At 64.3% G+C, this 19,435-nt stretch carries 27 protein-coding genes; 15 read left to right on the top strand and 12 right to left on the bottom strand.

The window, feature by feature from the left end:
- Nucleotides 1–75 precede the first annotated feature (75 nt).
- Nucleotides 76–1,098, bottom strand: coding sequence for a hypothetical protein (locus ASC89_RS17765; protein ID WP_056000232.1), 1,023 nt, complete (start codon nt 1,096–1,098; stop codon nt 76–78).
- A 610-nt stretch (nt 1,099–1,708) separates the two neighbouring features.
- Here ASC89_RS17765 and ASC89_RS17760 point away from each other — a divergent pair.
- Together ASC89_RS17760 and ASC89_RS17755 are read left to right on the top strand one after the other, a co-directional pair.
- Complete coding sequence (locus ASC89_RS17760; protein WP_056000229.1) at nt 1,709–1,996, top strand: hypothetical protein; 288 nt, start codon at nt 1,709–1,711, stop codon at nt 1,994–1,996.
- Nucleotides 1,996–2,469 carry a hypothetical protein gene (locus ASC89_RS17755; protein WP_156384675.1) on the top strand — a complete coding sequence of 158 codons (474 nt, stop codon included), beginning with the start codon at nt 1,996–1,998 and terminating at the stop codon, nt 2,467–2,469. The genes ASC89_RS17760 and ASC89_RS17755 overlap by 1 nt, the downstream gene beginning before the upstream one ends.
- Here the strand turns inward: ASC89_RS17755 and ASC89_RS17750 are convergent.
- Nucleotides 2,466–2,828 (bottom strand): hypothetical protein, encoded by a 363-nt coding sequence (locus tag ASC89_RS17750; protein ID WP_056000224.1) that lies wholly within the window; start codon nt 2,826–2,828, stop codon nt 2,466–2,468. The genes ASC89_RS17755 and ASC89_RS17750 overlap by 4 nt on opposite strands.
- Before the next feature lie 223 nt (nt 2,829–3,051).
- Between ASC89_RS17750 and ASC89_RS17745 the strand changes: the two genes are divergently transcribed.
- The 4 genes from ASC89_RS17745 to ASC89_RS17730 all read left to right on the top strand — a co-directional run bounded on the left by ASC89_RS17745 (nt 3,052) and on the right by ASC89_RS17730 (nt 5,116).
- Complete coding sequence (locus tag ASC89_RS17745; protein WP_056000221.1) at nt 3,052–3,822, top strand: MerR family transcriptional regulator; 771 nt, start codon at nt 3,052–3,054, stop codon at nt 3,820–3,822.
- A gap of 96 nt (nt 3,823–3,918) precedes the next feature.
- Nucleotides 3,919–4,101, top strand: a complete 183-nt coding sequence (locus ASC89_RS17740; protein ID WP_056000219.1) for a CsbD family protein — start codon at nt 3,919–3,921, stop codon at nt 4,099–4,101.
- An 84-nt stretch (nt 4,102–4,185) separates the two neighbouring features.
- Nucleotides 4,186–4,536: a DUF1304 domain-containing protein gene (locus ASC89_RS17735; protein WP_056000216.1), complete on the top strand. Its 351-nt coding sequence runs from the start codon at nt 4,186–4,188 to the stop codon at nt 4,534–4,536.
- A gap of 274 nt (nt 4,537–4,810) precedes the next feature.
- Complete coding sequence (locus ASC89_RS17730; RefSeq protein WP_055882073.1) at nt 4,811–5,116, top strand: hypothetical protein; 306 nt, start codon at nt 4,811–4,813, stop codon at nt 5,114–5,116.
- A gap of 9 nt (nt 5,117–5,125) precedes the next feature.
- Here the strand turns inward: ASC89_RS17730 and ASC89_RS17725 are convergent, their stop codons facing one another.
- The gene (locus ASC89_RS17725) at nt 5,126–5,653 is read right to left on the bottom strand and encodes a dihydrofolate reductase family protein (RefSeq protein ID WP_056000213.1); all 528 of its coding nucleotides are present in this window, start codon (nt 5,651–5,653) and stop codon (nt 5,126–5,128) included.
- A gap of 66 nt (nt 5,654–5,719) precedes the next feature.
- Here ASC89_RS17725 and ASC89_RS17720 point away from each other — a divergent pair, with 66 nt between their 5' ends.
- The gene (locus ASC89_RS17720; protein WP_056000210.1) at nt 5,720–6,283 is read left to right on the top strand and encodes a TetR/AcrR family transcriptional regulator; all 564 of its coding nucleotides are present in this window, start codon (nt 5,720–5,722) and stop codon (nt 6,281–6,283) included.
- Nucleotides 6,284–6,339: 56 nt separating this feature from the next.
- On the top strand, nt 6,340–6,852 hold the full coding sequence (locus tag ASC89_RS17715) for a methylated-DNA--[protein]-cysteine S-methyltransferase (RefSeq protein WP_200940459.1): 513 nt from the start codon (nt 6,340–6,342) through the stop codon (nt 6,850–6,852).
- A gap of 7 nt (nt 6,853–6,859) precedes the next feature.
- Here the strand turns inward: ASC89_RS17715 and ASC89_RS17710 are convergent, their stop codons facing one another.
- Together ASC89_RS17710 and ASC89_RS17705 are read right to left on the bottom strand one after the other, a co-directional pair.
- On the bottom strand, nt 6,860–7,420 hold the full coding sequence (locus ASC89_RS17710) for a gluconokinase (protein ID WP_056000203.1): 561 nt from the start codon (nt 7,418–7,420) through the stop codon (nt 6,860–6,862).
- Nucleotides 7,389–8,168, bottom strand: a complete 780-nt coding sequence (locus tag ASC89_RS17705) for a glucose 1-dehydrogenase (protein ID WP_407065079.1) — start codon at nt 8,166–8,168, stop codon at nt 7,389–7,391. Before ASC89_RS17705 ends, ASC89_RS17710 begins: the two co-directional genes overlap by 32 nt.
- A gap of 187 nt (nt 8,169–8,355) precedes the next feature.
- Between ASC89_RS17705 and gndA the strand changes: the two genes are divergently transcribed.
- On the top strand, nt 8,356–9,774 hold the full coding sequence (gene gndA / locus ASC89_RS17700; protein WP_056000200.1) for an NADP-dependent phosphogluconate dehydrogenase: 1,419 nt from the start codon (nt 8,356–8,358) through the stop codon (nt 9,772–9,774).
- A 55-nt stretch (nt 9,775–9,829) separates the two neighbouring features.
- Here gndA and ASC89_RS17695 read toward each other — a convergent pair whose 3' ends face one another.
- The 3 genes from ASC89_RS17695 to ASC89_RS17685 all read right to left on the bottom strand — a co-directional run bounded on the left by ASC89_RS17695 (nt 9,830) and on the right by ASC89_RS17685 (nt 12,738).
- Nucleotides 9,830–11,173 carry a TCR/Tet family MFS transporter gene (locus ASC89_RS17695; RefSeq protein ID WP_056000197.1) on the bottom strand — a complete coding sequence of 448 codons (1,344 nt, stop codon included), beginning with the start codon at nt 11,171–11,173 and terminating at the stop codon, nt 9,830–9,832.
- 70 nt (nt 11,174–11,243) lie between these two features.
- Nucleotides 11,244–12,485 (bottom strand): FAD-dependent monooxygenase, encoded by a 1,242-nt coding sequence (locus ASC89_RS17690; protein ID WP_056000195.1) that lies wholly within the window; start codon nt 12,483–12,485, stop codon nt 11,244–11,246.
- A 7-nt stretch (nt 12,486–12,492) separates the two neighbouring features.
- Entirely contained in the window at nt 12,493–12,738 is a 246-nt protein-coding gene (locus ASC89_RS17685) for a zinc-finger domain-containing protein (protein WP_056000191.1), read from the bottom strand.
- A gap of 174 nt (nt 12,739–12,912) precedes the next feature.
- Here ASC89_RS17685 and ASC89_RS17680 point away from each other — a divergent pair, with 174 nt between their 5' ends.
- The 4 genes from ASC89_RS17680 (at nt 12,913) to ASC89_RS17665 (ending at nt 15,338) form a co-directional block, all read left to right on the top strand.
- The gene (locus tag ASC89_RS17680; RefSeq protein ID WP_056000187.1) at nt 12,913–13,206 is read left to right on the top strand and encodes a hypothetical protein; all 294 of its coding nucleotides are present in this window, start codon (nt 12,913–12,915) and stop codon (nt 13,204–13,206) included.
- Nucleotides 13,207–13,290: 84 nt separating this feature from the next.
- Nucleotides 13,291–14,049, top strand: a complete 759-nt coding sequence (locus ASC89_RS17675; RefSeq protein WP_056000184.1) for an alpha/beta fold hydrolase — start codon at nt 13,291–13,293, stop codon at nt 14,047–14,049.
- A gap of 101 nt (nt 14,050–14,150) precedes the next feature.
- Nucleotides 14,151–14,975: a serine O-acetyltransferase gene (gene cysE / locus ASC89_RS17670; RefSeq protein ID WP_056000181.1), complete on the top strand. Its 825-nt coding sequence runs from the start codon at nt 14,151–14,153 to the stop codon at nt 14,973–14,975.
- A 144-nt stretch (nt 14,976–15,119) separates the two neighbouring features.
- Nucleotides 15,120–15,338 carry a DUF3126 family protein gene (locus ASC89_RS17665; protein ID WP_055049303.1) on the top strand — a complete coding sequence of 73 codons (219 nt, stop codon included), beginning with the start codon at nt 15,120–15,122 and terminating at the stop codon, nt 15,336–15,338.
- Between the two features lie 23 nt (nt 15,339–15,361).
- Here the strand turns inward: ASC89_RS17665 and ASC89_RS17660 are convergent, their stop codons facing one another.
- Nucleotides 15,362–16,033 carry a hypothetical protein gene (locus ASC89_RS17660; RefSeq protein WP_055882038.1) on the bottom strand — a complete coding sequence of 224 codons (672 nt, stop codon included), beginning with the start codon at nt 16,031–16,033 and terminating at the stop codon, nt 15,362–15,364.
- A 100-nt stretch (nt 16,034–16,133) separates the two neighbouring features.
- On the opposite strand from ASC89_RS17660, the gene ASC89_RS17655 reads away from it, so the two are divergent.
- Together ASC89_RS17655 and ASC89_RS17650 are read left to right on the top strand one after the other, a co-directional pair.
- Nucleotides 16,134–16,454, top strand: a complete 321-nt coding sequence (locus ASC89_RS17655) for a DUF6949 family protein (RefSeq protein ID WP_056000179.1) — start codon at nt 16,134–16,136, stop codon at nt 16,452–16,454.
- 19 nt (nt 16,455–16,473) lie between these two features.
- Nucleotides 16,474–17,001: a GrpB family protein gene (locus ASC89_RS17650; RefSeq protein WP_056000177.1), complete on the top strand. Its 528-nt coding sequence runs from the start codon at nt 16,474–16,476 to the stop codon at nt 16,999–17,001.
- 3 nt (nt 17,002–17,004) lie between these two features.
- Here ASC89_RS17650 and ASC89_RS17645 read toward each other — a convergent pair whose 3' ends face one another.
- The 3 genes from ASC89_RS17645 to ASC89_RS17635 form a co-directional block, all read right to left on the bottom strand.
- A complete protein-coding gene (locus ASC89_RS17645; protein ID WP_056000173.1) occupies nt 17,005–17,631 on the bottom strand; it encodes a transglutaminase-like cysteine peptidase in 627 nt (208 codons plus the stop codon).
- 174 nt (nt 17,632–17,805) lie between these two features.
- Nucleotides 17,806–18,429 carry a PilZ domain-containing protein gene (locus ASC89_RS17640; protein WP_055882026.1) on the bottom strand — a complete coding sequence of 208 codons (624 nt, stop codon included), beginning with the start codon at nt 18,427–18,429 and terminating at the stop codon, nt 17,806–17,808.
- Between the two features lie 228 nt (nt 18,430–18,657).
- Complete coding sequence (locus tag ASC89_RS17635) at nt 18,658–19,320, bottom strand: PAS domain-containing protein (protein ID WP_055882023.1); 663 nt, start codon at nt 19,318–19,320, stop codon at nt 18,658–18,660.
- Nucleotides 19,321–19,435: the final 115 nt, after the last annotated feature.

The following is a 19,435-nucleotide window of genomic DNA, read 5'->3' as shown; positions in this document are numbered from 1 at the left end:
CGAAGCGGATGAAGTGTTCAATTGCAATCCTCCTGATGACACCGCAGGAGGCCCACAATCGAATTAAGATAGAGTTTAGGCGTGGCGAGAGAAGCCAGCCAAAAGCAAAGCGTTGAGATAGTGCGCCGTGTCGTCCGGATTGGGGGCCGGATAGAGGCTTTGCCACTTTTCAACCGTGAACCCGGGATCCCGGGCCAACGCTTGCTCCCGGTATGCTGCCGCAGCCTGCTTGTCGTTCAGCATCGCCGCGGAGGCTGCCATCAGGCGCAGCGCCAGCCCCGGGGACTTCATCGCTGACAATCTCGTCAGGGCCTGTCGGTATTCGCCCCGGAAGAAGCTGACGGCTCCGGCGATCCAGTAATAGTCGTCCGGTGCCAGCGGATTGAGGGAAAGAGCCCGCGAGATCTTGGCTTCGGCTTCGTCGTGCCGGGACAGGTGGGTGAGAACGTCTGCCTGGTCGACAAGCAGGTCAGCATGGTTCGGGGCGAACTCATGGGCCGCCTCGAAAAGCTCACGGGCGCCGGCGAGGTCATGCAGGTACAATGTGGCGTGGCCGATCTCGCGCAGGCTGGCGCTGTCGTTCGGTTCATAGCCGTAAGCGCGCTGCGCCAGATGTCGAGCTTCGTGTAGCAGCGTGCGATCCGCGCTGCCGCGCTCCAGCCACTCCAGTGTCTTGGTTCGCGCCAGCTGGGCCAGCGCCGGCGCAAAGTCCGGCGACAACTGGATCGAGCGCTCCAGCGATTTCTGGGCGCGAAGCAAGGAGTTGAGATCGTTGCGATCCCGCCGTTGCATGGCGATCAGGTAGTGGACATATGCCGATGCGGCGCCGGTCCGTCGGTATTGCTGCAACTCGTAGGCGCCGATTTCGCCGCAGATCTTATCGACGAGTACTGCGCAAAAACTGTCATGGATGCCTTGCAGCGCACCCGAGCGCAGCTCGACTTCACTGCGGTAGATTCGCCGGCCCAGACCCGTTGCGACCACGTCGATACTCATCAACGCAAATGGCAGCTCTCGTTGGCAAAGCACGACGTCAGTCAGAACGACGTAGTCGGCGGGGAGCATCTCTTCCCAGATTGGACCGCTCGTCAGCTTCATTGCCGAGTGTGGCGCGATTACCTCGTAGAGGTGGCTCCTGCAGAGGCTGAGCGTAACATCTGTGACAAGCGACAGCGCGATCTTGTGATCTTGTACGTCAACCAGTGGCGAGCTGTGGCGTGGTGGAACAATCAGAAGTCGAGGAATAGTGCCGGTCGTTCGTTCTGCAACTGTTCCCGGGGGCTGTGACAGGTCAGTTCTCACATCAGGAAATCCGATTGAATTGAATGGCCGTCTCCTGTCCTGACCGTAGCCGCTATTTCTTGCGCGCGGAAGTACCGAGACGACGATATCTGCAACTAATGAAGTTTGCTGGGGCATCGCTGAGGTCATTCAACTCCCAGTTCACAGATGCGAGCTTCGGGCAGCTGCTCGCGATGCCGCTTTCGGCCAGATGTGGTCAGCGCGTAGTCCTTCACCGCAACCGTCGCTCCGAAAGCTCAGGCGGTCCTCGAGCCGTCGAGCTGCGACCTTGACACCGGCCCGCCGGACATCGGAAGGCTTGAAAGGGCAGGGGCGGAACGTTCTGCAGGGCCCTCGGACGCAGGGTTCCGCAAGCGTCCTCGATCTCGAGCCCTAACGCCCGCGCCAGCTTTTGGAGGAAAGATCTATGCTGCTGAAGCTCGAGGTGCTGGAGGCGATCAAGCGCGGCGATGTCACGCTGCAGTTCCGACGCTGGACCAGGCCGACAGTGAAGCCGGGCGGGACGCTGAAGACCAAGGTGGGGTTGCTGCAGATCGGCCGGATCGACGACATGTCGCCATCCGCCGTGACCGAGGCGGATGCGAAGAAGGCGGGTTTCAAGGATGTTGCCGAATTCGACAAGTGGCTCGGCACCATGAAGGAAGGCCCGCTGTTCCAGCGAATCGAGGTCAGCTATCTCGGCGAAGCACCATGATGCGGCTGGCGCTTTTCGCGGCCGCCCTGCTGCTAGGGGTGGTGCCGGCGGTGGCCGAGGAGGCCTGTGAGACCTGGACGGCGGGCGCACAGGAGGACGAGGGCGGACTGGTGTTCACTGTCGCTGCCTGCGCCACGGATCGGCCGGATACCTACCTGTTCCTCACCTGCTCGGCCGGTGAGGTGTTCATCCGCTATGACCTCGCAGCGGGCGCCGAGCGGTCAACGGACCTGGGCGAGGTAACCGATGTCGACTTTACTGTGGGGGTCTCTACCCAGCGGCTGTCGATGAGCTACCAGGAAATGGATGGCTTGTTCGCCAGCGAGGTGCCGGCGAACGGACCGCTGATAGCGCTGCTGAAGTCGGGCGAGGGGCTGAGCGTCGTCGATGCCGACGGTCGCTATCCGATCCACAGCTTCGGTCTCACCGGTTCATCGGACGCGCTGTCTCGGTTAGTGCGGCAGTGTGGCTAAGCCCGCAGGCGCTCGCGTAGCCAGGGCTGGTCGTCGAGGCTGGGGCCGGTGACGGTGAAGCGACCGAGCGCGCCTTCGAGCGTGCGCTGCAGGACCACCAATGCCCGGACCCATTCGGTGTAGAGCCGGCGCGACCGGCGGACGCCGTCGAGCGAAACGCAGCGGGTATGGGCAGCGTGCCAATCGGGGCGGCGCGCCTCGCGGGCGAAACGGCGGATCACCGTGGCGTGCGGCACCGGCAGGGCAAGTACTGCCCAGTAGACCGTCAACGCGTCCGGATCGGCCCCGGCCGCCGTCTCCACCGACTGGTGGCGAAAGGCCCAGATGAGCAGGTCTTGAATGTCGATCCGTTGGGCCATTTCACCTCGCAGACGTCTGGAGCATTTCGCCGAAATGCTGAAAGCGCTCCCAGTCTGTCGGGGAGAAACGGCCGACGAAATACCGAGTTTCCACATTTACCGGGGATAGCGGGAGGGCTGGTTGATGCGGTGTGAAGCTCGGCGTCGCAGCTTCTGCGCAAATCGATATTGACCCTCACGTAGCGTCAGGGACTATCCCCTTATCCCGCGGAGAACGCGTGCGATGAAAACACTGACGGTCAAAGAGGTTGCGAAGCTTTCTGGGGTATCGGTCCGGACGCTGCACCACTACGACCAGATCGGCCTTCTGCGCCCCGCGTTCACCGGGCAGAACCGCTATCGCTACTACGGACAGGAGGAACTGCTGCGGTTGCAGCAGATCCTGCTGCATCGAGAGCTCGGCATCCCGCTGGGAGAGATCGGCGCCATCCTCGATGCGCCGGGCTTCGACCGACTGCAAGCGCTGCGCCTGCAGCGCGAGCGGCTGAACGAGGAAGCGAAGCGCTATGCCCAACTTGTCCGGACGATCGACCGCACGATCGCCAGTCTGGAAGGAGATCGCGCGATGAGAAACGCGGATTTGTACAAGGGCATCTCGCCCGACAAGCAGGCCGAGTACGAGGCCTGGCTGGTCGAACAGTACGGTGGCGACATGCCGGAGCGCATCGCGCTCAGCAAGCACAAGTATGAAAGCCTGTCGGAAGCCGAAAAGCTTGAGCTCAACCAGGAGCTGCACGACATGGAGCAGGGATTGGCCGAGGGTCTGCGCCGCGGCTTGCCGATGGGCTCACCCAGCCTCGATCCATTGCTCGAGCGGCATCGGGCGTGGGTGTCTCAGATGTGGGGCAGGCCGTGCCCGCCAGAGGCCTATGCCGGCCTCGCCGACCTCTATCTCTCGCACCCCGATTTCATCGCCCGCTATGAGGCGATCGAGCCGGGGTTCGCCGAGTACCTGTCCGGTTCGATGAAGGTCTACGCCAATCGGCGGGCGTAGGATCATGGCCGCCGGGTTAATTCGCCCGGCGGCCGGAACGTTTGGCAGCCGGCCTGCATTATTCGCCCCGAACGCCAACCCCAGGGAGACCGGGAAATGCACAAGGACGAGATCAAGGGCGCAGCCAAGCAGGCACGCGGCAATGTGAAGGAAGCCATCGGCAAGGCCACTGGCGACCGCAAGCTGCAGGCCGACGGCGCCGCCGACAAGGTGGAAGGCTCGGTCCAGAAGGCCGCCGGCAAGGTCAAGGAAGCAGCGCGCGACGCGCTCAAGCGCTGAGCTGGCGGATCGACTCGCGTGAAGGCCGCCCACCGGGCGGCCTTTTTGCATTACGCTGCGGGCATCCAGCATGGAGTCGCGGGCATGATCGGCAGCATTCTGACGGGCGTCGTCGCCCTCATCCATATCTACATCCTGATCCTCGAGATGGTCCTGTGGGACAAGCCGCAGGGGATGAAGGCGTTCGGCACGACGCCGGCCTTCGCTGCCGAGACGAAGACGCTCGCCGCCAACCAGGGACTCTACAACGGGTTCCTCGCGGCCGGGTTGATCTGGGGCATCTGGCTGGGTGAGGCCGGCGATCCGATCAAGATCTTCTTCCTGCTCTGCGTTGCTGTCGCTGGTGCCTTCGGGGCGGTCACGGTTGGCCGCAAGATCTTGTTCATACAGACAATTCCCGCTGTCGTGGCGCTGGTTGCGGTATGGCTCACCTGAGCTTTTGCACAAGCAGGCAGATACTCGTTTGGGCAAAAATTGCCCACGAGTGACGAACTGGCTAACCTTGCCCTGCGGACGGATCTGAGGGGCGATAGACAGTGAGCTATCTTGAGTCGAAGCGGAGGCCACGCCTCCGACCGGGGGCGGTGCCGCCCTATTTCCGGCACATGGCGGAGGTCCTATGACCTCGAGCAAGACAGGATCCGTCGCGTGGGCGGACGAGGCGCCGGCAGCGGCTTGGGAGCCTCGGCAAACTGGGGCGCGATCCACGGTGAAGCAGGTGGTGTTCCTGGTCGATTTCGGCATGGTCAGCCACGGGCTGGCCCCGCTGTTCGTCGACGGCCACGCCACCGAGATCGGCTTCTGGGGCTTTTCCAACGACATTATCCGCCGGCTGACGCGGCTCAACGAGCTCTACGACCGGCAGGTCAACTGGGACAACCCGAACGACCCGACCTGGCGGATCTCCGAGCGCGACCGCAACGAGTTCAACGCGCTGCTGCCGTTCCTCGTCTCGGAAATCCAGATCGCGCTCGGCGACAAGTGGGAAATCGTGCTGGAGAGTCAGCCGATCTAGGGCGACGCCTTACTCGAAGCTGTAATGCAGCCGCACGCAGCCGGCGCCGAGCGTGTTCGACGACAGCAGCTTGAGGCTCTTTTCGAACCCGGTGGCTGGGAACAGCGGGAAGCCGCCGCCGAGCAGTTGCGAGATGACATAGATCTCGATCTCGTCGAGTGCGCCGCGCTCCATGAACGCCATCTGCAGCTGGCCGCCACCGAGCATCCAGACGTCGCCGTCGTCAAGCGCACGCAGTTCGGCGACCAGCGCATCAATATCGGTGCGGGTCTCAAGCTGACCGATCGGCGCGGGCAGGGGGCGCGAGGTGACGACGATGACGCGCTGCTCGCCATAGGGCCACGGGATATTCTCGCGCACCAGCCAGTCATAGGTACCGCGGCCCATCACCACGGTGCGGATGCGCTTGATGAACAGGTTGTAGTCGAACTCACCCAGCTGCATATCGGTGCGCTGGGTGAGCCAGGTGAGGGACTCCTGAGGGTCGGCGATAAAGCCGTCGAGGCTCGAAGCGATGTAACCGACGATACGGGCCATGACGATTCTCCTTGTTGGCACTTCTGTAAGGCCTTTATAAACGAACATTCGTTTATATTGGAAGCCATGTCCAGACCCCGCAAGATTTCTGACGAGGATGTCGTAGAAGCAGTCGCTGCGCTGGTGTCGCGCGAAGGCCCGGCCGGCCTGACCTTCGCCTCGGCATCGGCAGTCACCGGCCTGTCGCCGGCGACACTGGTGCAGCGTTATGGCAATCGCGAGGCACTGCTGCGCGCGGCGCTGTTGTGGATGTGGGATCAGCTCGATCTCAACGTTGCCGGCGCCGATGCGAGCCATGCGGTCGATCCGGAAGGGGCGATCGCGCTGCTGGTTCGGCTGTCGGCGGGTTATGGTGCGGGCGACGAGGCGGCGCAGGGCCTGCTGTTGCTGCGCGAGGACTTTCGCGATCCGGCGCTGCGGGCCCGGGGCGTCGCGTGGAACAAGGCGATGACGCAGGCGCTGGGGCGGCGACTCAGCCAGGATCCGGCGCGGCAGGAGTTGCTCGGCCGGCTGATGGCCAGCCAGTGGCAGGGCGCCGTGCTGTGGTGGGGGTTCTCGCGCGAGGGGACGCTGCGCGGATTCCTGAGGCGCGAACTGCGCGAGTGGCTCGCGGCGACGGGAATTTCGTAGTTTTCGGGTTCATTCCGCCGCGAACGCTCACTACATTCAGCCTCATGCACTACCGCATGCTCGACACGGCTCTGGGACCCATGGCGATCGGCTGGACCGATGCCGGGATTTCGCGCGTGCTCCTGCCGGGCGATACGCCCGAGGAAATGCGGGCGCGGCTCGAGAAGTCCGGGGGCGTCGAGGATGCGAGCGGTCAGTCGGAGATCGCTGCGCGGATTCTCGCCTATGCCGAGGGGACGAACGACAATTTCGCCGATGTTGCGCTCGACCTGTCACGGGTGCCCGAGGTCAACCGCCGCATCTACGAACATATCCGCGAACTCGCCTGGGGCGAGACCACCACCTATGGCGCGATCGCCCGCTGGCTCGGCGACGTGGCGCTATCGCGGGCGGTGGGCGCTGCGATGGGCGCCAACCCGATCCCGCTGATCGTTCCCTGCCACCGGGTGCTGGCCGCCGACGGCCGCACCGGCGGCTTCTCCTCGCCGGGCGGGGTCCGGGCCAAGATGGAAATGCTGGCGCTGGAAAAGGCTGCTTCGCCGACCGGGCAGTTCTCGTTCGGTTTCTAGGCCAGGGTCATTGCCCGCGCTTGAATACCTTCAGGTGGCCGAGTTGCTTGACCACCCTGCTGGCCACGGTTTCGATCGGATCTGCGATGGAAACCGCCAGCACGTTCTCATCCGGGGCGGGGCGCTCTAGCGTCGCAAACTGGCTGTCGAGCAGCTTTGGGCTCATGAACTCGTGGTTGCGGGCCTCGATGCGCTTGCGGATGGTGTCGATGTCGCCATCGAGGAAGACGAAGAGGATCGGCTCGCCCGCCTTTTCGGTGAGGAAATCGCGATAGGCGCGCTTCAGCGACGAGCAGGCGCCGACCGCGACGCCCTTTTGCTCGGCCGCGTCATGCAGCGCGCCGGCCAGCGTCTCCAGCCAGGGCCAGCGGTCCGCGTCGGTGAGCGGGATGCCATTGCGCATCTTTTCCTTGTTGGCGGGCGGGTGATAGCCGTCGCCGTCGAGGAACGGGGCGTGCAGCCGCCGCGCTATGGCCGCGCCGGTCGCCGACTTGCCTGACGACGACACCCCCATGGCGATGATGATGCGGGCATTCTCAAACGGTGGCAGTGAAGGCGCCGTCGACATAGAGGATGTGTCCGTTGACGAAGGTGGAAGCCTCGGAGGCAAGGAAGACGGCGGCGCCGCCCAGTTCGGCGGGTTCGCCCCAGCGGCCCATGGGCGTGCGCTTTTCGACCCAGGCGTTGAACTCCTGGTTCTTCAGCAGCGCCTCGTTGAGCTCGGTGCGGATGTAGCCGGGCGCTATGCCGTTGACGTTGAGGCCGTGCCTGGACCAATCGACCGCCATGCCGCGGGTCAGGTTGGCGATGGCGGCCTTGCTGGCGGCATAAGGCACGACCGAGGTGCGGGCAAAGTTGCTCAGCACCGAGCAGATATTGATGATCTTGCCGTGCTTGCGGGCGATCATGCCGCGCGCCACGGCGCGGCCGACGATGAAGGCCGAGGTCAGGTTGGTGTCGATGACCTGCTTGAACTTTTCGAGCGGCCATTCCTCGAGCGGCGCGCGGTGCTGCATGCCGGCATTGTTGACGAGGATATCGATCGGGCCGATCTCCGTCTCGGCGTGGGCAATGGCGTCCTCGACGCTGTCCTCGCTGGTGACGTCGAAGGCCAGCGCCTTGACGTTCAGCGCGCCGTCATCGGCGAGACGAGCGGCGGCTTCTCCGAGGGCTGCAGGATCGCGGCCGTTGAGGATCACCTCGGCGCCGGCGCCGGCGAGCGCCGCGGCGATGCCGAAACCGATGCCGCGGCTCGAGCCGGTGACCAGAGCGCGCTTGCCGCTCAGATTGAATAGAGAAATCGAGTCCAAAGTCAGTGCCCCTCCCAGGCTCAGGCGGCGCGAGACTAGTAGATGACGCGCGGCTTGGTAAGACCAAGAGACCTTCGTGGTGAGGGACGTGCACAGCGTAGCTGCGTCCGGTCTCCGATGGGGTGGCATTCGGGCGTCGCCCGTGCCAAAAAGCCGCGCAAAGAAATCCTAATGACTCCCAATGGAGATAATGATGGCGTCTGCCGATATCGGCCTGATCGGGCTCGCAGTAATGGGCTCCAATCTGGCGCTCAACATCGCCGAGAACGGCTACACCATCGCGGTGCACAACCGCACTGCCTCGAAGATCGATGATTTCGTCGCGATGGCGAAAGAGCAGGGGCTTGATCAGAAGGTCGTCCCGGAAGCGGACCTCGTGCAGTTCATCCAGTCGGTGAAGCGGCCGCGCTCGATCATCATCATGGTCAAGGCCGGTAAGCCGGTCGACGAGATGATCGAGCAGCTGCTGCCGCATCTCGAAGCGGGCGACGCCATCCTCGAATGCGGCAACTCGCTCTACACCGATAGCCAGCGGCGCTACGAGTATCTGAAATCCAAGAGCATCGGCTTTCTCGGTATCGGCGTTTCCGGTGGTGAAGAAGGTGCGCGCCATGGCCCGTCGATCATGGTGGGTGGCCCCGAGCAGCAGTGGAAGAACGCCCAGCCGATCCTCGAGGCGATCTCGGCCAAGTTCAACGGCGAGCCGTGCTGCGCCTATCTCGGCGAAGGCGGCGCGGGCCACTTCGTCAAGATGATCCACAACGGCATCGAGTATGGCGACATGCAGATGATCGCCGAAACCTATGGCGTGATGCGTGACGGGCTGGGGATGAACCCGGCGGCCGCGGCAGAAGTGTTCAAGGACTGGAACCAGGGTCCGCTCAACTCCTACCTCATCGAGATCACCGGCTATGTGCTCGAGGCGATCGAGCCCAGGACCGGCAAGCCTTTGGTCGAGCTGATCCTCGACAAGGCCGGCCAGAAGGGCACCGGCACCTGGACCGCCATCGCGGCGCAGCAGCTCGCGGTGCCGGCCACCGCGATCGAGGGCGCCGTCGCGGCCCGCTCGATCTCGTCGCGGAAGGAAGAGCGAGTGGCGGCCGAGGCTGCCTATGGCAAGCCGTCCGCCGGCAAGGCTGACGTATCGCTCGCTGAGCTCGAGAAGGCGCTGCTGGCGGGCAAGATTGTTTCCTATGCGCAGGGCTTTGCGGTGCTGTCGAAGGCCTCGGAAGAGTTCGGCTGGAACCTGCCGCTCGCCACCATCGCCAAGATCTGGCGCGCTGGCTGCATCATCCGCTCGCGCTTCCTCGACCAGATGTCGGCGGCCTACGCCAAGGGCGAGGCCACCAACCTGCTGATGGTGCCGGACTTCGTCACCATCATGCAGGACGCGCACAAATCGCTGCGGAAGATCGTCGCGGCAGGGGCGATCGGCGAGTTCCCGCTGATCTGTCTCAGCGCCTCGCTGGCCTATTTCGATAGCTACCGCCAGGCGCAGGGCACGGCCAACCTGACGCAGGGCCAGCGCGACTTCTTCGGTGCGCACGGCTTCATCCTCACCGACCGTGAAGGCGAGCAGCACGGCAAGTGGCCGTCGACGCTGGGGAAGTAAGCAACACCCGCCGCACCAAGAAAGATCCCCGCGAAAGCGGGGATTTTCATTTGTGCTATTCGCCTGCCGAGCGCTCGACCGGATCGCCGTTCTCGTCATGCGGCGGGGTCTGCTGCTGGCCGGGCTGACCCATTTCGTGGATGTGATCCTTCTTCGCCACGCGCGGGCGATGCATCAGGTCGAAGCGGCGCACCGTGTAAATAAAGAGCAGCGCCGCGACGATCACCAGGATGCCGGCACCAAGGAACGGCGCGCCCGGGAAATAGCCCGGCGTGCCGGGTTGGGCCTGGGTGAAGTGGCTGAACAGCTGCGTTGCCAGCAGGGGCCCAAGAATCGAGGCCAGCGAATTGGTCGCGTTGATGGCGCCCTGCAGCTCGCCCTGCGCATCGTCTGGCACCTGGCGCGACATCAGCGAGTTGATGGCGGGGCCGGCGACACCGGCGAGCGAGCCGAAGATCAGGAAGAAGTAGAGCGGGATCTCGGAGTGGATCGCAGCCGTGCCGATAAAGGCGATCGAGGCAGCGAGCATGCCGAGCAACACCGTGGACCACTCGCCGATCCGCTTGGTCAAGAGGCCGACCAGCAGGGCCTGGCTGGCGGCGAACCCCAAGCCGAAACACCCAAGTGCGACGCCAATCTGAGCGGAAGAAAAGTTCAGCACTTCGATGGTGAAGAAGTTCCACACCGAGGGGAAAGACTGGCTGGCGAGCACGAACATGCCCAGCGAACCCATGAGCCAGAGCACTACAGGGTTCTTGCTCAAACTCCACAGCACGCCGAACGGGTTGGCGCGGCGGATATCGAACTTGCGCCGCTTGTCCTTTGCAAGGCTCTCGGGGAGGACGAAGAAGCCGAACAGCAGGTTGGCGCCGGCGAGAATAGCCGCTGCGTAGAACGGCCAGCGCGGTCCCAGCTCGCCGAGCAGGCCGCCGATGACCGGGCCAAAGATGAAGCCGAGGCCGAAGGCGGCGCCGATCAGCCCGAAGCGGTGGGCGCGTTTCTCACGTGGAGTGATGTCGGCGATGTAGGCGGTTGCTGTCGCCACCGAGGCGCCGGAGATGCCGGCAATGGTGTGGCCGATAAAGATCAGCACCATCGAGTTGGCAAAGCCCATGATGGTGTAGTCGATGGTGAGGCCGGCCAGTGCGATCAGGATGATCGGGCGGCGGCCGAAGCGGTCGGAGAGATTGCCGAGCGCCGGGCCGAACAGGAACTGCATCAGCGAATAGGCAAAAACCAGATAGCCGCCGATCACCGCGGCCTGCGCAACGCTGCCGCCCGAGAGCTGGCCGATCAGTTGCGGCAGCACCGGCAGGATGATGCCGTAGCCCAGCATATCCAGGAAGATGGTGATGAGCACGCAGGCGAGCGTGAGATTGGATTGCGGAGAAACAGGCATGCGGGGCGATTATTCCCAATTTTGAGCGGCAGTTGACACATCGCCTCGAACGAAGGCAAGCGGCAACGGTTTAGTGGACGTCCGACCGTGGCTGGCGCGGCGCAGGGGGCAGGCCCTCGGGGTCGGGCGCGGCGTCGTAGCCGTAGAGCCAGTCGAGGCGCTGCAAATGCCCGCGTGGCCCCTGCAGTTTGACCACGGCGTTGCGGGCGAGGGTAAATGGCCACTCCAGGTGGAAGGCAAAGCCGTTGGAGTCGGAGAGTTTTCGCACCCGCTCGACGCGCGGCTGGCGCAGCGCGGCATAGCGGCGGAGCGCCGAGTCGGCGTCGGCTTCGGTCATCAGCAGCGGCGCCAGAATGGCGGCGTCCTCGATGGCCATCGCAGCGCCCTGCGCCTGGAACGGCAGCATGGCATGCGCGGCATCGCCGATGAGGCCGACGCCGCCTTCGGACCAGGTCGGCGTGGCGATGGTGGAGACCGGCCAATAGCCCCACTGGTCGCCGGCGGCCTCGCGGATGGCGGCGAACTGCCGGCTCTTCAGCGCGGCCCAGGGCAGGTCCGGGGCGCGGGGCGGCTCGGCGCCAAAGGTGCGTGCGGCCTTGGATTTGGCGAACAGCGCGACGTTGACCTGGTGACGGTGCGGTAACGGGTAGGTTACGGCATGATAGCCCGGACCCCAGAGGAGGCTGGTGCGATCCGGCGCCAGCACGCCATCGAGCGCCGACTGGCCGAGCGTGATACGCCAGGCGACCATGCCGGAATAGATCGCCTCGGGCCCCATCAGAACGCCGGTGCGGGTGCGTGAGTTGACGCCGTCGGCGCCGATAAAGGCAAAGGCCCGGGCCGAACGCGATTTGCCATCGGCCTCATCGACGGTGACTGAAACGCCACGCGAATGGCTCACCACATCGTAGGCCCGCACGCCGAACAGCAGGTCGATATTGGCGAAGCGCTTGCAGGCCCGGTACAGCACCTCGGCCAAATCGGCGCGATGCATCACGGTATAGGGCACGCCGAAGCGCTGCTCCATCACCTGGCCGAGCTCCAGCGTCACCAGCGGCTGGTTGGCGCCATAGGGATAGACGTCGATGCCCTCGGGTTCGAACGCCTTTGCAGCCAGCGCCTTGTCGAGGCCCAGCCGATTGAGGATTTTCCGCGCGTTAGGGCTGACCTGCAGGCCGGCGCCGACTTCCTGCACCTGCGTGTTACGCTCGAGCACGACCACGGTGGCGCCGAACTTGGCCAGCGCCAGCGCCAGTGTCATGCCGGCAATGCCGGCGCCCGCGATGTAGACGGTGCGTCCGTTGCCGGACATCGGGGAATCAGGCGGCTTCGGAGTGATAGACGGCCGAGAGCGGCTCGGAGGTGCCGGGCGCCAGCTGCGGATTGTAGACGTAGAGCGTCGAGCAGTACGAGCAGACCGTCTCGTTGTCCTTGCCCATGTCGATATAGATGTGCGGGTGATCGAACGGGGGCAGGGCGCCGACGCACATGAACTCCTTGGAGCCGACCTCGATGCGCGGCAGACCCTGGGTATTGTGGAAGTGCGGGGTGCTCTCGTGCGCCATCGGGTGGTCCTCGGGTTCGAATTCGGCCGGAACATAGCCAACGCGCGGCTGATTTGGAAGCGCGGCAGCAGAACGATGAACCCGGGCTGACCAGGTTGGTGGCCGAGGGTTCAGTCCGGGTTGTTACCCCTTGCCGGTCGATGTTCGCAACACGTTGAACGCAATGAGGGAAAAATGAAACAGATGCTTCTCGGGGTGCTGGCCGCTGTCGCCATGTCGTCTGCCGTGGGCCTGTCACCGGCGGTAGCCGGGAGTAACTTCGTCGAACGCAACTACCTGGGCTGCGCCACCAAATCGGAGATGTTCGGCATTCTTCGCTCGGCTGGGTTGAAGCCGAAAAAGATCGCGAAGGTGGGCGAGTACTTCGTGCTCATTCGCGCCACGGAGCTCAAGACCGGTGACCTCTACGACTATGCCGTGCTGCCGTGCCAGATGATGATCGACGGGCGGTTTCCGGTCAAACGGTGACGATGTGCACCGCGAAGGTGTGGGTGGTTGCGGGGCGCACCCTCGTGGGTTTATGCACGACCTCCAACGCACGAGGCCGCTCCCTTGCCCCAGTTCAGCTCAGCCGGAATTTCCATCGCCTATGACGTGCATGGCGAGGGCAAGCCGATCCTCCTGATCCACGGCTTCGGCTCGTCGGGGAAGGTCAACTGGATCGATACGGGCTGGGTGGAGACACTGGTGGAGGCGGGGTACCAGCCGATCACCTTCGACAATCGCGGCCATGGCGCTTCGCGAAAACTCTATGACGCGCAGCTTTATTTCGCGCATGAGATGGCGAGGGACGCCAAGCGGCTGCTGGACCACCTCGGCATCGGCAGGGCGCCGATCATGGGCTACTCGATGGGCGCCCGCATCGCCGCCTACCTGATGCTGCAGGATCCGGACGCGGTCAGCTGCGCTGTGTGGGGCGGCATGGGGCTCAACCTGATCTCGGGGCTCGAGGACAGCGAGGAAATCATCTCGGCGCTGACCGCCGAGTCGCTGGACCAGGTGACCGGGCGCACCGGCCGGCAGTTCCGCATCTTTGCCGACCACAACAAGGCGGACCGCGCGGCGCTCGCCGCCTGCATGGTCAACTCGCGCGAGCCGATGCGCGAGGCCGATGTCCGGCGTATCAGCCAGCCGGTGCTGGTGGCGGTGGGCAGCGACGACGACATGGCGGGCTCGGCGGCAGGACTCGCGGCGCTGCTGCCGCAGGGCGAGGCCTTCACCATCGAGCGGCGCGATCACATGCGCGCCACGGGCGATAAGCAGTTCAAGGCGGCGGCTCTGGAATTCCTCGCGCGGCACGCCCAGGAGTAACCATTCAGCGCGAGTTCAGAGCCCGCGAACCAATCTGTGCGCTATGGGTTGGTATCGGAGCACGTTTTGGCTTATATCGGCATCCGCCGATGGAGAGCGTTATGAGCACGAATTTGAGAACGGCCAATGTCACGGCCATGGACCCGGTGTGGGACGCGGTGGTTTCGGGGGCCCGACGGGTGGTGGCCAGCGAACCGTCGCTGACCAATCTGCTCTATTCCAACGTGCTCAACCACGACGGCTTCGAAGATGCGCTCGCCCACCGGCTGGCTGAGCGGCTCGACCACCCCGACGTTTCCGCCGACCTGATCCGCCAGGCCTTCCGCGAGGCGCAGGAGGCGCACCCGGAGATCGGGCTCGAGTCGCGCGCCGATCTCGCTGCGACGCTGGAGCGCGATCCCGCCTTGCATAAGGCGGTCGATTGCTTCCTCTATTTCAAGGGTTTTCACGCCATCCAGACGCACCGCTTTGCGCATGCGCTGTGGCTGATGGGCCGCAAGGATTTCGCGCTTTATCTGCAGAGCCGCTCGAGCGCGGTGTTCCAGGTCGATATCAACCCGGCGGCGCGCATCGGCAAGGGCATCATGCTCGACCATGCCACCGGCTTCGTGGTCGGCGAGACCGCCAGCATCGGTGACAATGTCTCGATCCTGCAGGGCGTGACGCTGGGCGGCACCGGCAAGTCCGAGGAAGATCGCCACCCCAAGATCGGCAATGGCGTGCTGATCGGCGCGCACGCCGTGGTGCTGGGCAATATCCGCGTGGGCGACTGCGCGCGTATCGGCGCCGGCTCGGTGGTGGTCAAGGAAGTGCCGCCGCGGGTGACAGTGGCCGGCGTTCCGGCGCGGATCATCGGCGAGGCCGGCACGCCGCATCCGGCGTCCGTGATGGATCAACTGGCCGTGGTGCAGGACCTCACCGGCTGATTCTGCCGCTGATTGGCGGCGCTTCCGCCACTTTTTGCGCCCTTCATCGCGGAAAAATGCGCGGCACGGGATTGCCCGCCGGGGCGCAATGCCTATTGTGGCGATCCCAAATCGACCCCCGCGAATGCCCTTGAAGGAGCCGCCGTGAACCATCCTGAAATCATCAAGCTCCAGAAGTTTCTGCAGCAGAAGTTCGGCAACCGGAACATCGATGTCCGCCCGCGCAACAAGCAGAACGACAGCGTGGAAGTGTATCTGGGCGAGGAATTCCTCGGCCTGATCTATGTCGACGACGAGGACGGCGATCGTTCCTACAACTTCCAGATGGCTATTCTGGACGTCGACCTGGACGAGATCCACTAAGCAGAGCCTGCACGGCGCGCGCCTCAGAGCGCGCCGATCTGCCCCAGCCTGGCGGTGAGTTCCGCGTCGAAATCACGCCAGTGTTGCAGCGCGGGTTCGGGGAAGGCGTAGACCGCCGCGATGCCCGGCCCGAGATAGACTGTCCTCAGGCACTGGCCTGTCGCCGCCGAGGCAATCGGCTTCGAACATTTGGCGACGAACGGCTCGGCCGACAGCGGGTCGTACCAGACCACTTCATCGGTATAACCCCCGTCGGCCCGCAAAGGCTTGCCCACGAGACCCGGTGGGCCGGCCAGTTGCTCGGGCAGGAACTGGTGGAGATATACTCCGTCGAGCAGGGCTGCGCTCGGCCGCGCCCGGCTGCGCGGCAGCAGCGTCACATCCACCGGCTCGCTATGTCCGTCGACACCGAACGGCAGCTCGAAGCGCAGGTCGATCTGTTTGGCAAAGCCTTCGATCCGCTGCTCTTCGTAGCGAAACCAGGATAGCGGAATTTCGAGATCGCGCCCGCCGAGCGTGCGGGTCAGGGTGGTCTCAGTGTCAAGGCGGTGCGCCTGCGTTCGGGCGCTGCGGCCAGCGGCGTCGATCAGGTAGGCAAAGCCGATTCCGACGAGAGCCAGCAGCACGGCGATGGCGGCGAGATTGAAGCCGATCGCGTGGTGATGGGGTCTATGGACCTGAGCCTCGCGGGCCATCGCTCTCAAATTAACCAGTGTTGTGTGCGTCAGGTGACATCCCACTGGGCGCTGGATATGCTTAACAAAGAGTTAAGACGATCATTCAGAGGGTGCGTGAATGCTCAGGGAATTGCTGCTGGCAGGCTTGATCATGGCGGTTGGGCTCGCCATCGCCGGTGTCGGCACCTACCTCTATCAGTGGCTGGCGAAGGCACAGGCAGTGCTGCGCTATGACGGCAAGACCATTGCCCACGGCCTCGGCTACCTGGCACTGAGCTTCGTGTGTGGTCCGATCATCATGCTGCAGCTGGGCTGGCAGCAGGATCGCAACGGTACACTCTCGATCAGTTCGGCGTTGATCGCTGCATTCGTCGGCTTCGGCTGGGCCTTCATCACCGGCCTGATGTTCGTCGGCACCTATTTCGCGCTGACGGCGTAAGCCAGCTGCTGGCCAGCGCGTGGCGCCACCCGTTCCCGTCGAGCTGAAGCCGCATGACCGGCTTTGGGCAAGTGCCGTGGCGGCGGAAGCCGAGCGGCTTGCCGTGACGCTTGGCGAGGAACTGCTTGCCGTCCATCACGTCGGATCGACCGCCATCCCGGGCATCGTGGCGAAGCCTACCCTGGACATTGTCCCCGTGGTTCGCTCACTCGACGCGCTCGATGCCATGCGGCTGGAGGTGGAGGCACTGGGGTATCGATGGTGGGGGGAGTACGGCCTCGCCGGCCGGCGGTTTTGTACGCTCGACGATCCTGAGACCGGCAAGCGCCGCGTTCACCTGCATTGCTACCAGGTGGGTGCTGCCGCGATCGCGCGACATCTGGCGTTTCGCGATTATCTGGTGGCTCACGCCGAGCTCGCCGCCCAGTACGAGGCCGTGAAGCGACACTGCTTCGAGGAGCATCGCGCCAGCTCGCACGACTACAGCACCTGCAAGGGTGATTGGATAAGGCGCATCGAAGCCGAGGCGCTGGCTGCGCTCGGCTGACGCTTACTTCGACGCAATGAAGGTGGTGCGGGGATCGACCAGGTCGACCCACTGGCCGGCGTCGGCCTGCGACTGGCGCTTCAAGTAGGTGTAGGGCGTCTCGTTCCAGACGAGGATGCGGCCATCCTGGTTGTCGAGCACGAGGTCGCCACGGTCGGTACGGACCATCAGCACGGCATGGCCGGTGCCCTTGGCTTCGCGGACCACGGTGACCAGCAGCGTCGACGGGTTCCAGCCGGCAGCGATCAGCGCCTTGCGCTTGGCCAGCGCGAAATCTTCGCAGTCGCCATAGCCGTCATCGGGGTACGCCCAGTACTCGGCGACTTTGTAATAGTCCTCGTCGGTGATGGCGGTGATGGCCGAATTGACGACATTGTTGATCTGCACCAGCTCAGACCAGCGGGCCTCGTTCAGCGCCATGGCGCCAACGGCGTTCGGGTTGGCCTTGCATTCGCTGCGATGCGACTTGCAGAACTCGGAGGCGCCCACCGGGATGCTGGTGATGCCGCCGGCCGGAGCGAAGGCGGGGTTGGTGAAATCGACCTGGTCGGCATGTGCCGGCATGGCGAGAATGAATGCCGCCATCCCGATTGCGACTGCCGCTGCGATGAACCCTTTGAACTTCAACATCGTGGTTGCCCCCTGACGGAAGCCACGATGCCGGGGCCGAATTGCCCCGAACGAAAAACTGCAAGCTAGTTTTTATGCGAATTCGAACGGTCCTGGTGAGGACTCGTTAGGCATAGCGGGGCGGATGGAAATCAGAGGCGGGTTAGAGCGCTCGCAACGAAACGGCGAAGCGCTCTAGTTGACCCGCAGGTTCTGCTGCACGACGGTGAGCATTTCCTGGGCTGAGACGAACTCGACCGCGACGCCGTCGCCGAAATGACGGACCACGCGGGCGCGCATGCGGCCGAGCGTCACCGGCGTACCCATGGCGGGGCGGACGGCAAGCTCGATCGCGGCACCCGAGAGCGAGATGTCGATGATCTTGCAATTGTAGCGGCGGCCATCGTCGAGGACGACAGTGGAGTGCCGGTTGTCGGGCACCACGCGCTCGTGCCGGCGGTCTTCCGGCAGGTTGAGCAGGTCCTTGTTGGCGAGCCAGGTCAACTGGGCGGCCATCTTGTCGCGCTTACGCGAGGTCGCGACGATGTCCATCTTGAAGCCGCCGTCGATGACGTCGGTGACGTCACCTTCGATGCGGCCGAGATGATCGATGTAGGCGATCACGCGTTCGCCGGCGATCCCCGAGATCGGCGCGATCACCACAGCGTCGCCCGGCGACATTTCGAGCACCTGGCAGGGAAACTCACGGCGATCGGTAAGCATGTAGCGGCCGAGCAGTGAGACCCTGACGCGCTGGAAGCGCGGCAGCTGCGCATACGAGCGGGCAGGTCGCGCGGAGCGTGCGTTGTCGGTGAGCATCAGAGGGACCTGCCGGGGGCCAAGCGATTGATTGGCCTACACTAGTCCGCTCTTGGTTAATCGAAGGTAAGGCTTGCGGCGCGCAATGCGCCAAATCGGCGATTTTTGGAGCAGCATTGCGTTTCCTTGAACCGCACTGCTGCTCCAAGTCCTTGGTTGTCGCGAGATCGAGGCGGAAAAGTCTGCAATCCCCGCCTTCGCGGGGACAGGCTTTTTCCTGATCTCGCTTTACCGCCGGCCGCCGTCGATCACTGCGAGATGGGCGTAACGGCGGGCGGTGCGCCCGAACACGGTGGCGCTCATCGGGGCAGGGACGGCTGCTCCGGCGCTGGCAAAAACCAGGTCTTCGGCCGGCACGGCGGCCGCGACATCGCTCGCCATGTCGGCGAGCGACACGTCGTCGGGCCAGATCAGCCGCAGGCCCGTGATGCGCTGCTCCATGATCGGCTGGACGCCGAACCAATAGGGTTCGTCGATCGAGGTCATGGCGCCGAGCAGGCGCGTCTGGGTGCTGCCGTTGTGACGCAACGGCAGCAGGATGGTCTCGACCGACAGGCGCGTGTGCACCGCCGTCGTGCCCTGAAAGGTGACGAGGGCAACCGCATGATCCTCGGTGACGGCGCGGACCAGGGTGTCGATGGCGTCGCGGTCACGTTCGTGCCACAGACGCGTGAAGGAGCGGCCTTTCAGCTCACGGGCATAGGCCGAGCAGAGATGCGAGCCGGCGAGGCGGAAATCGAACTCGTTGGAATCGTTGAGCTCGAGGATAAAGGTGTTGGCGAGGGCGGAGCGGATTCGGGTCGGGTCGATATCGCGCCGATCCGGAGCACTGCGAGAACCGCGGAGCGCATTCCAATAGTCGAACAGCGCCTTGGTGCTGGCCTTTTGCATAGTCTTTTTGCCTTGTTCCCAAACCCCGAGCATCGCGTCCCGGAGAAGGGGCGACCGCCGCAACAGCAAGAGTGACAAAAGCCCGAGCGGAAATCGCCCTTAAACAATTGTTAGG

Source organism: Devosia sp. Root413D1 (assembly GCF_001425235.1).
GTDB lineage: Bacteria > Pseudomonadota > Alphaproteobacteria > Rhizobiales > Devosiaceae > Devosia_A.
This window is presented reverse-complemented; position numbering and strand designations above follow the sequence as displayed.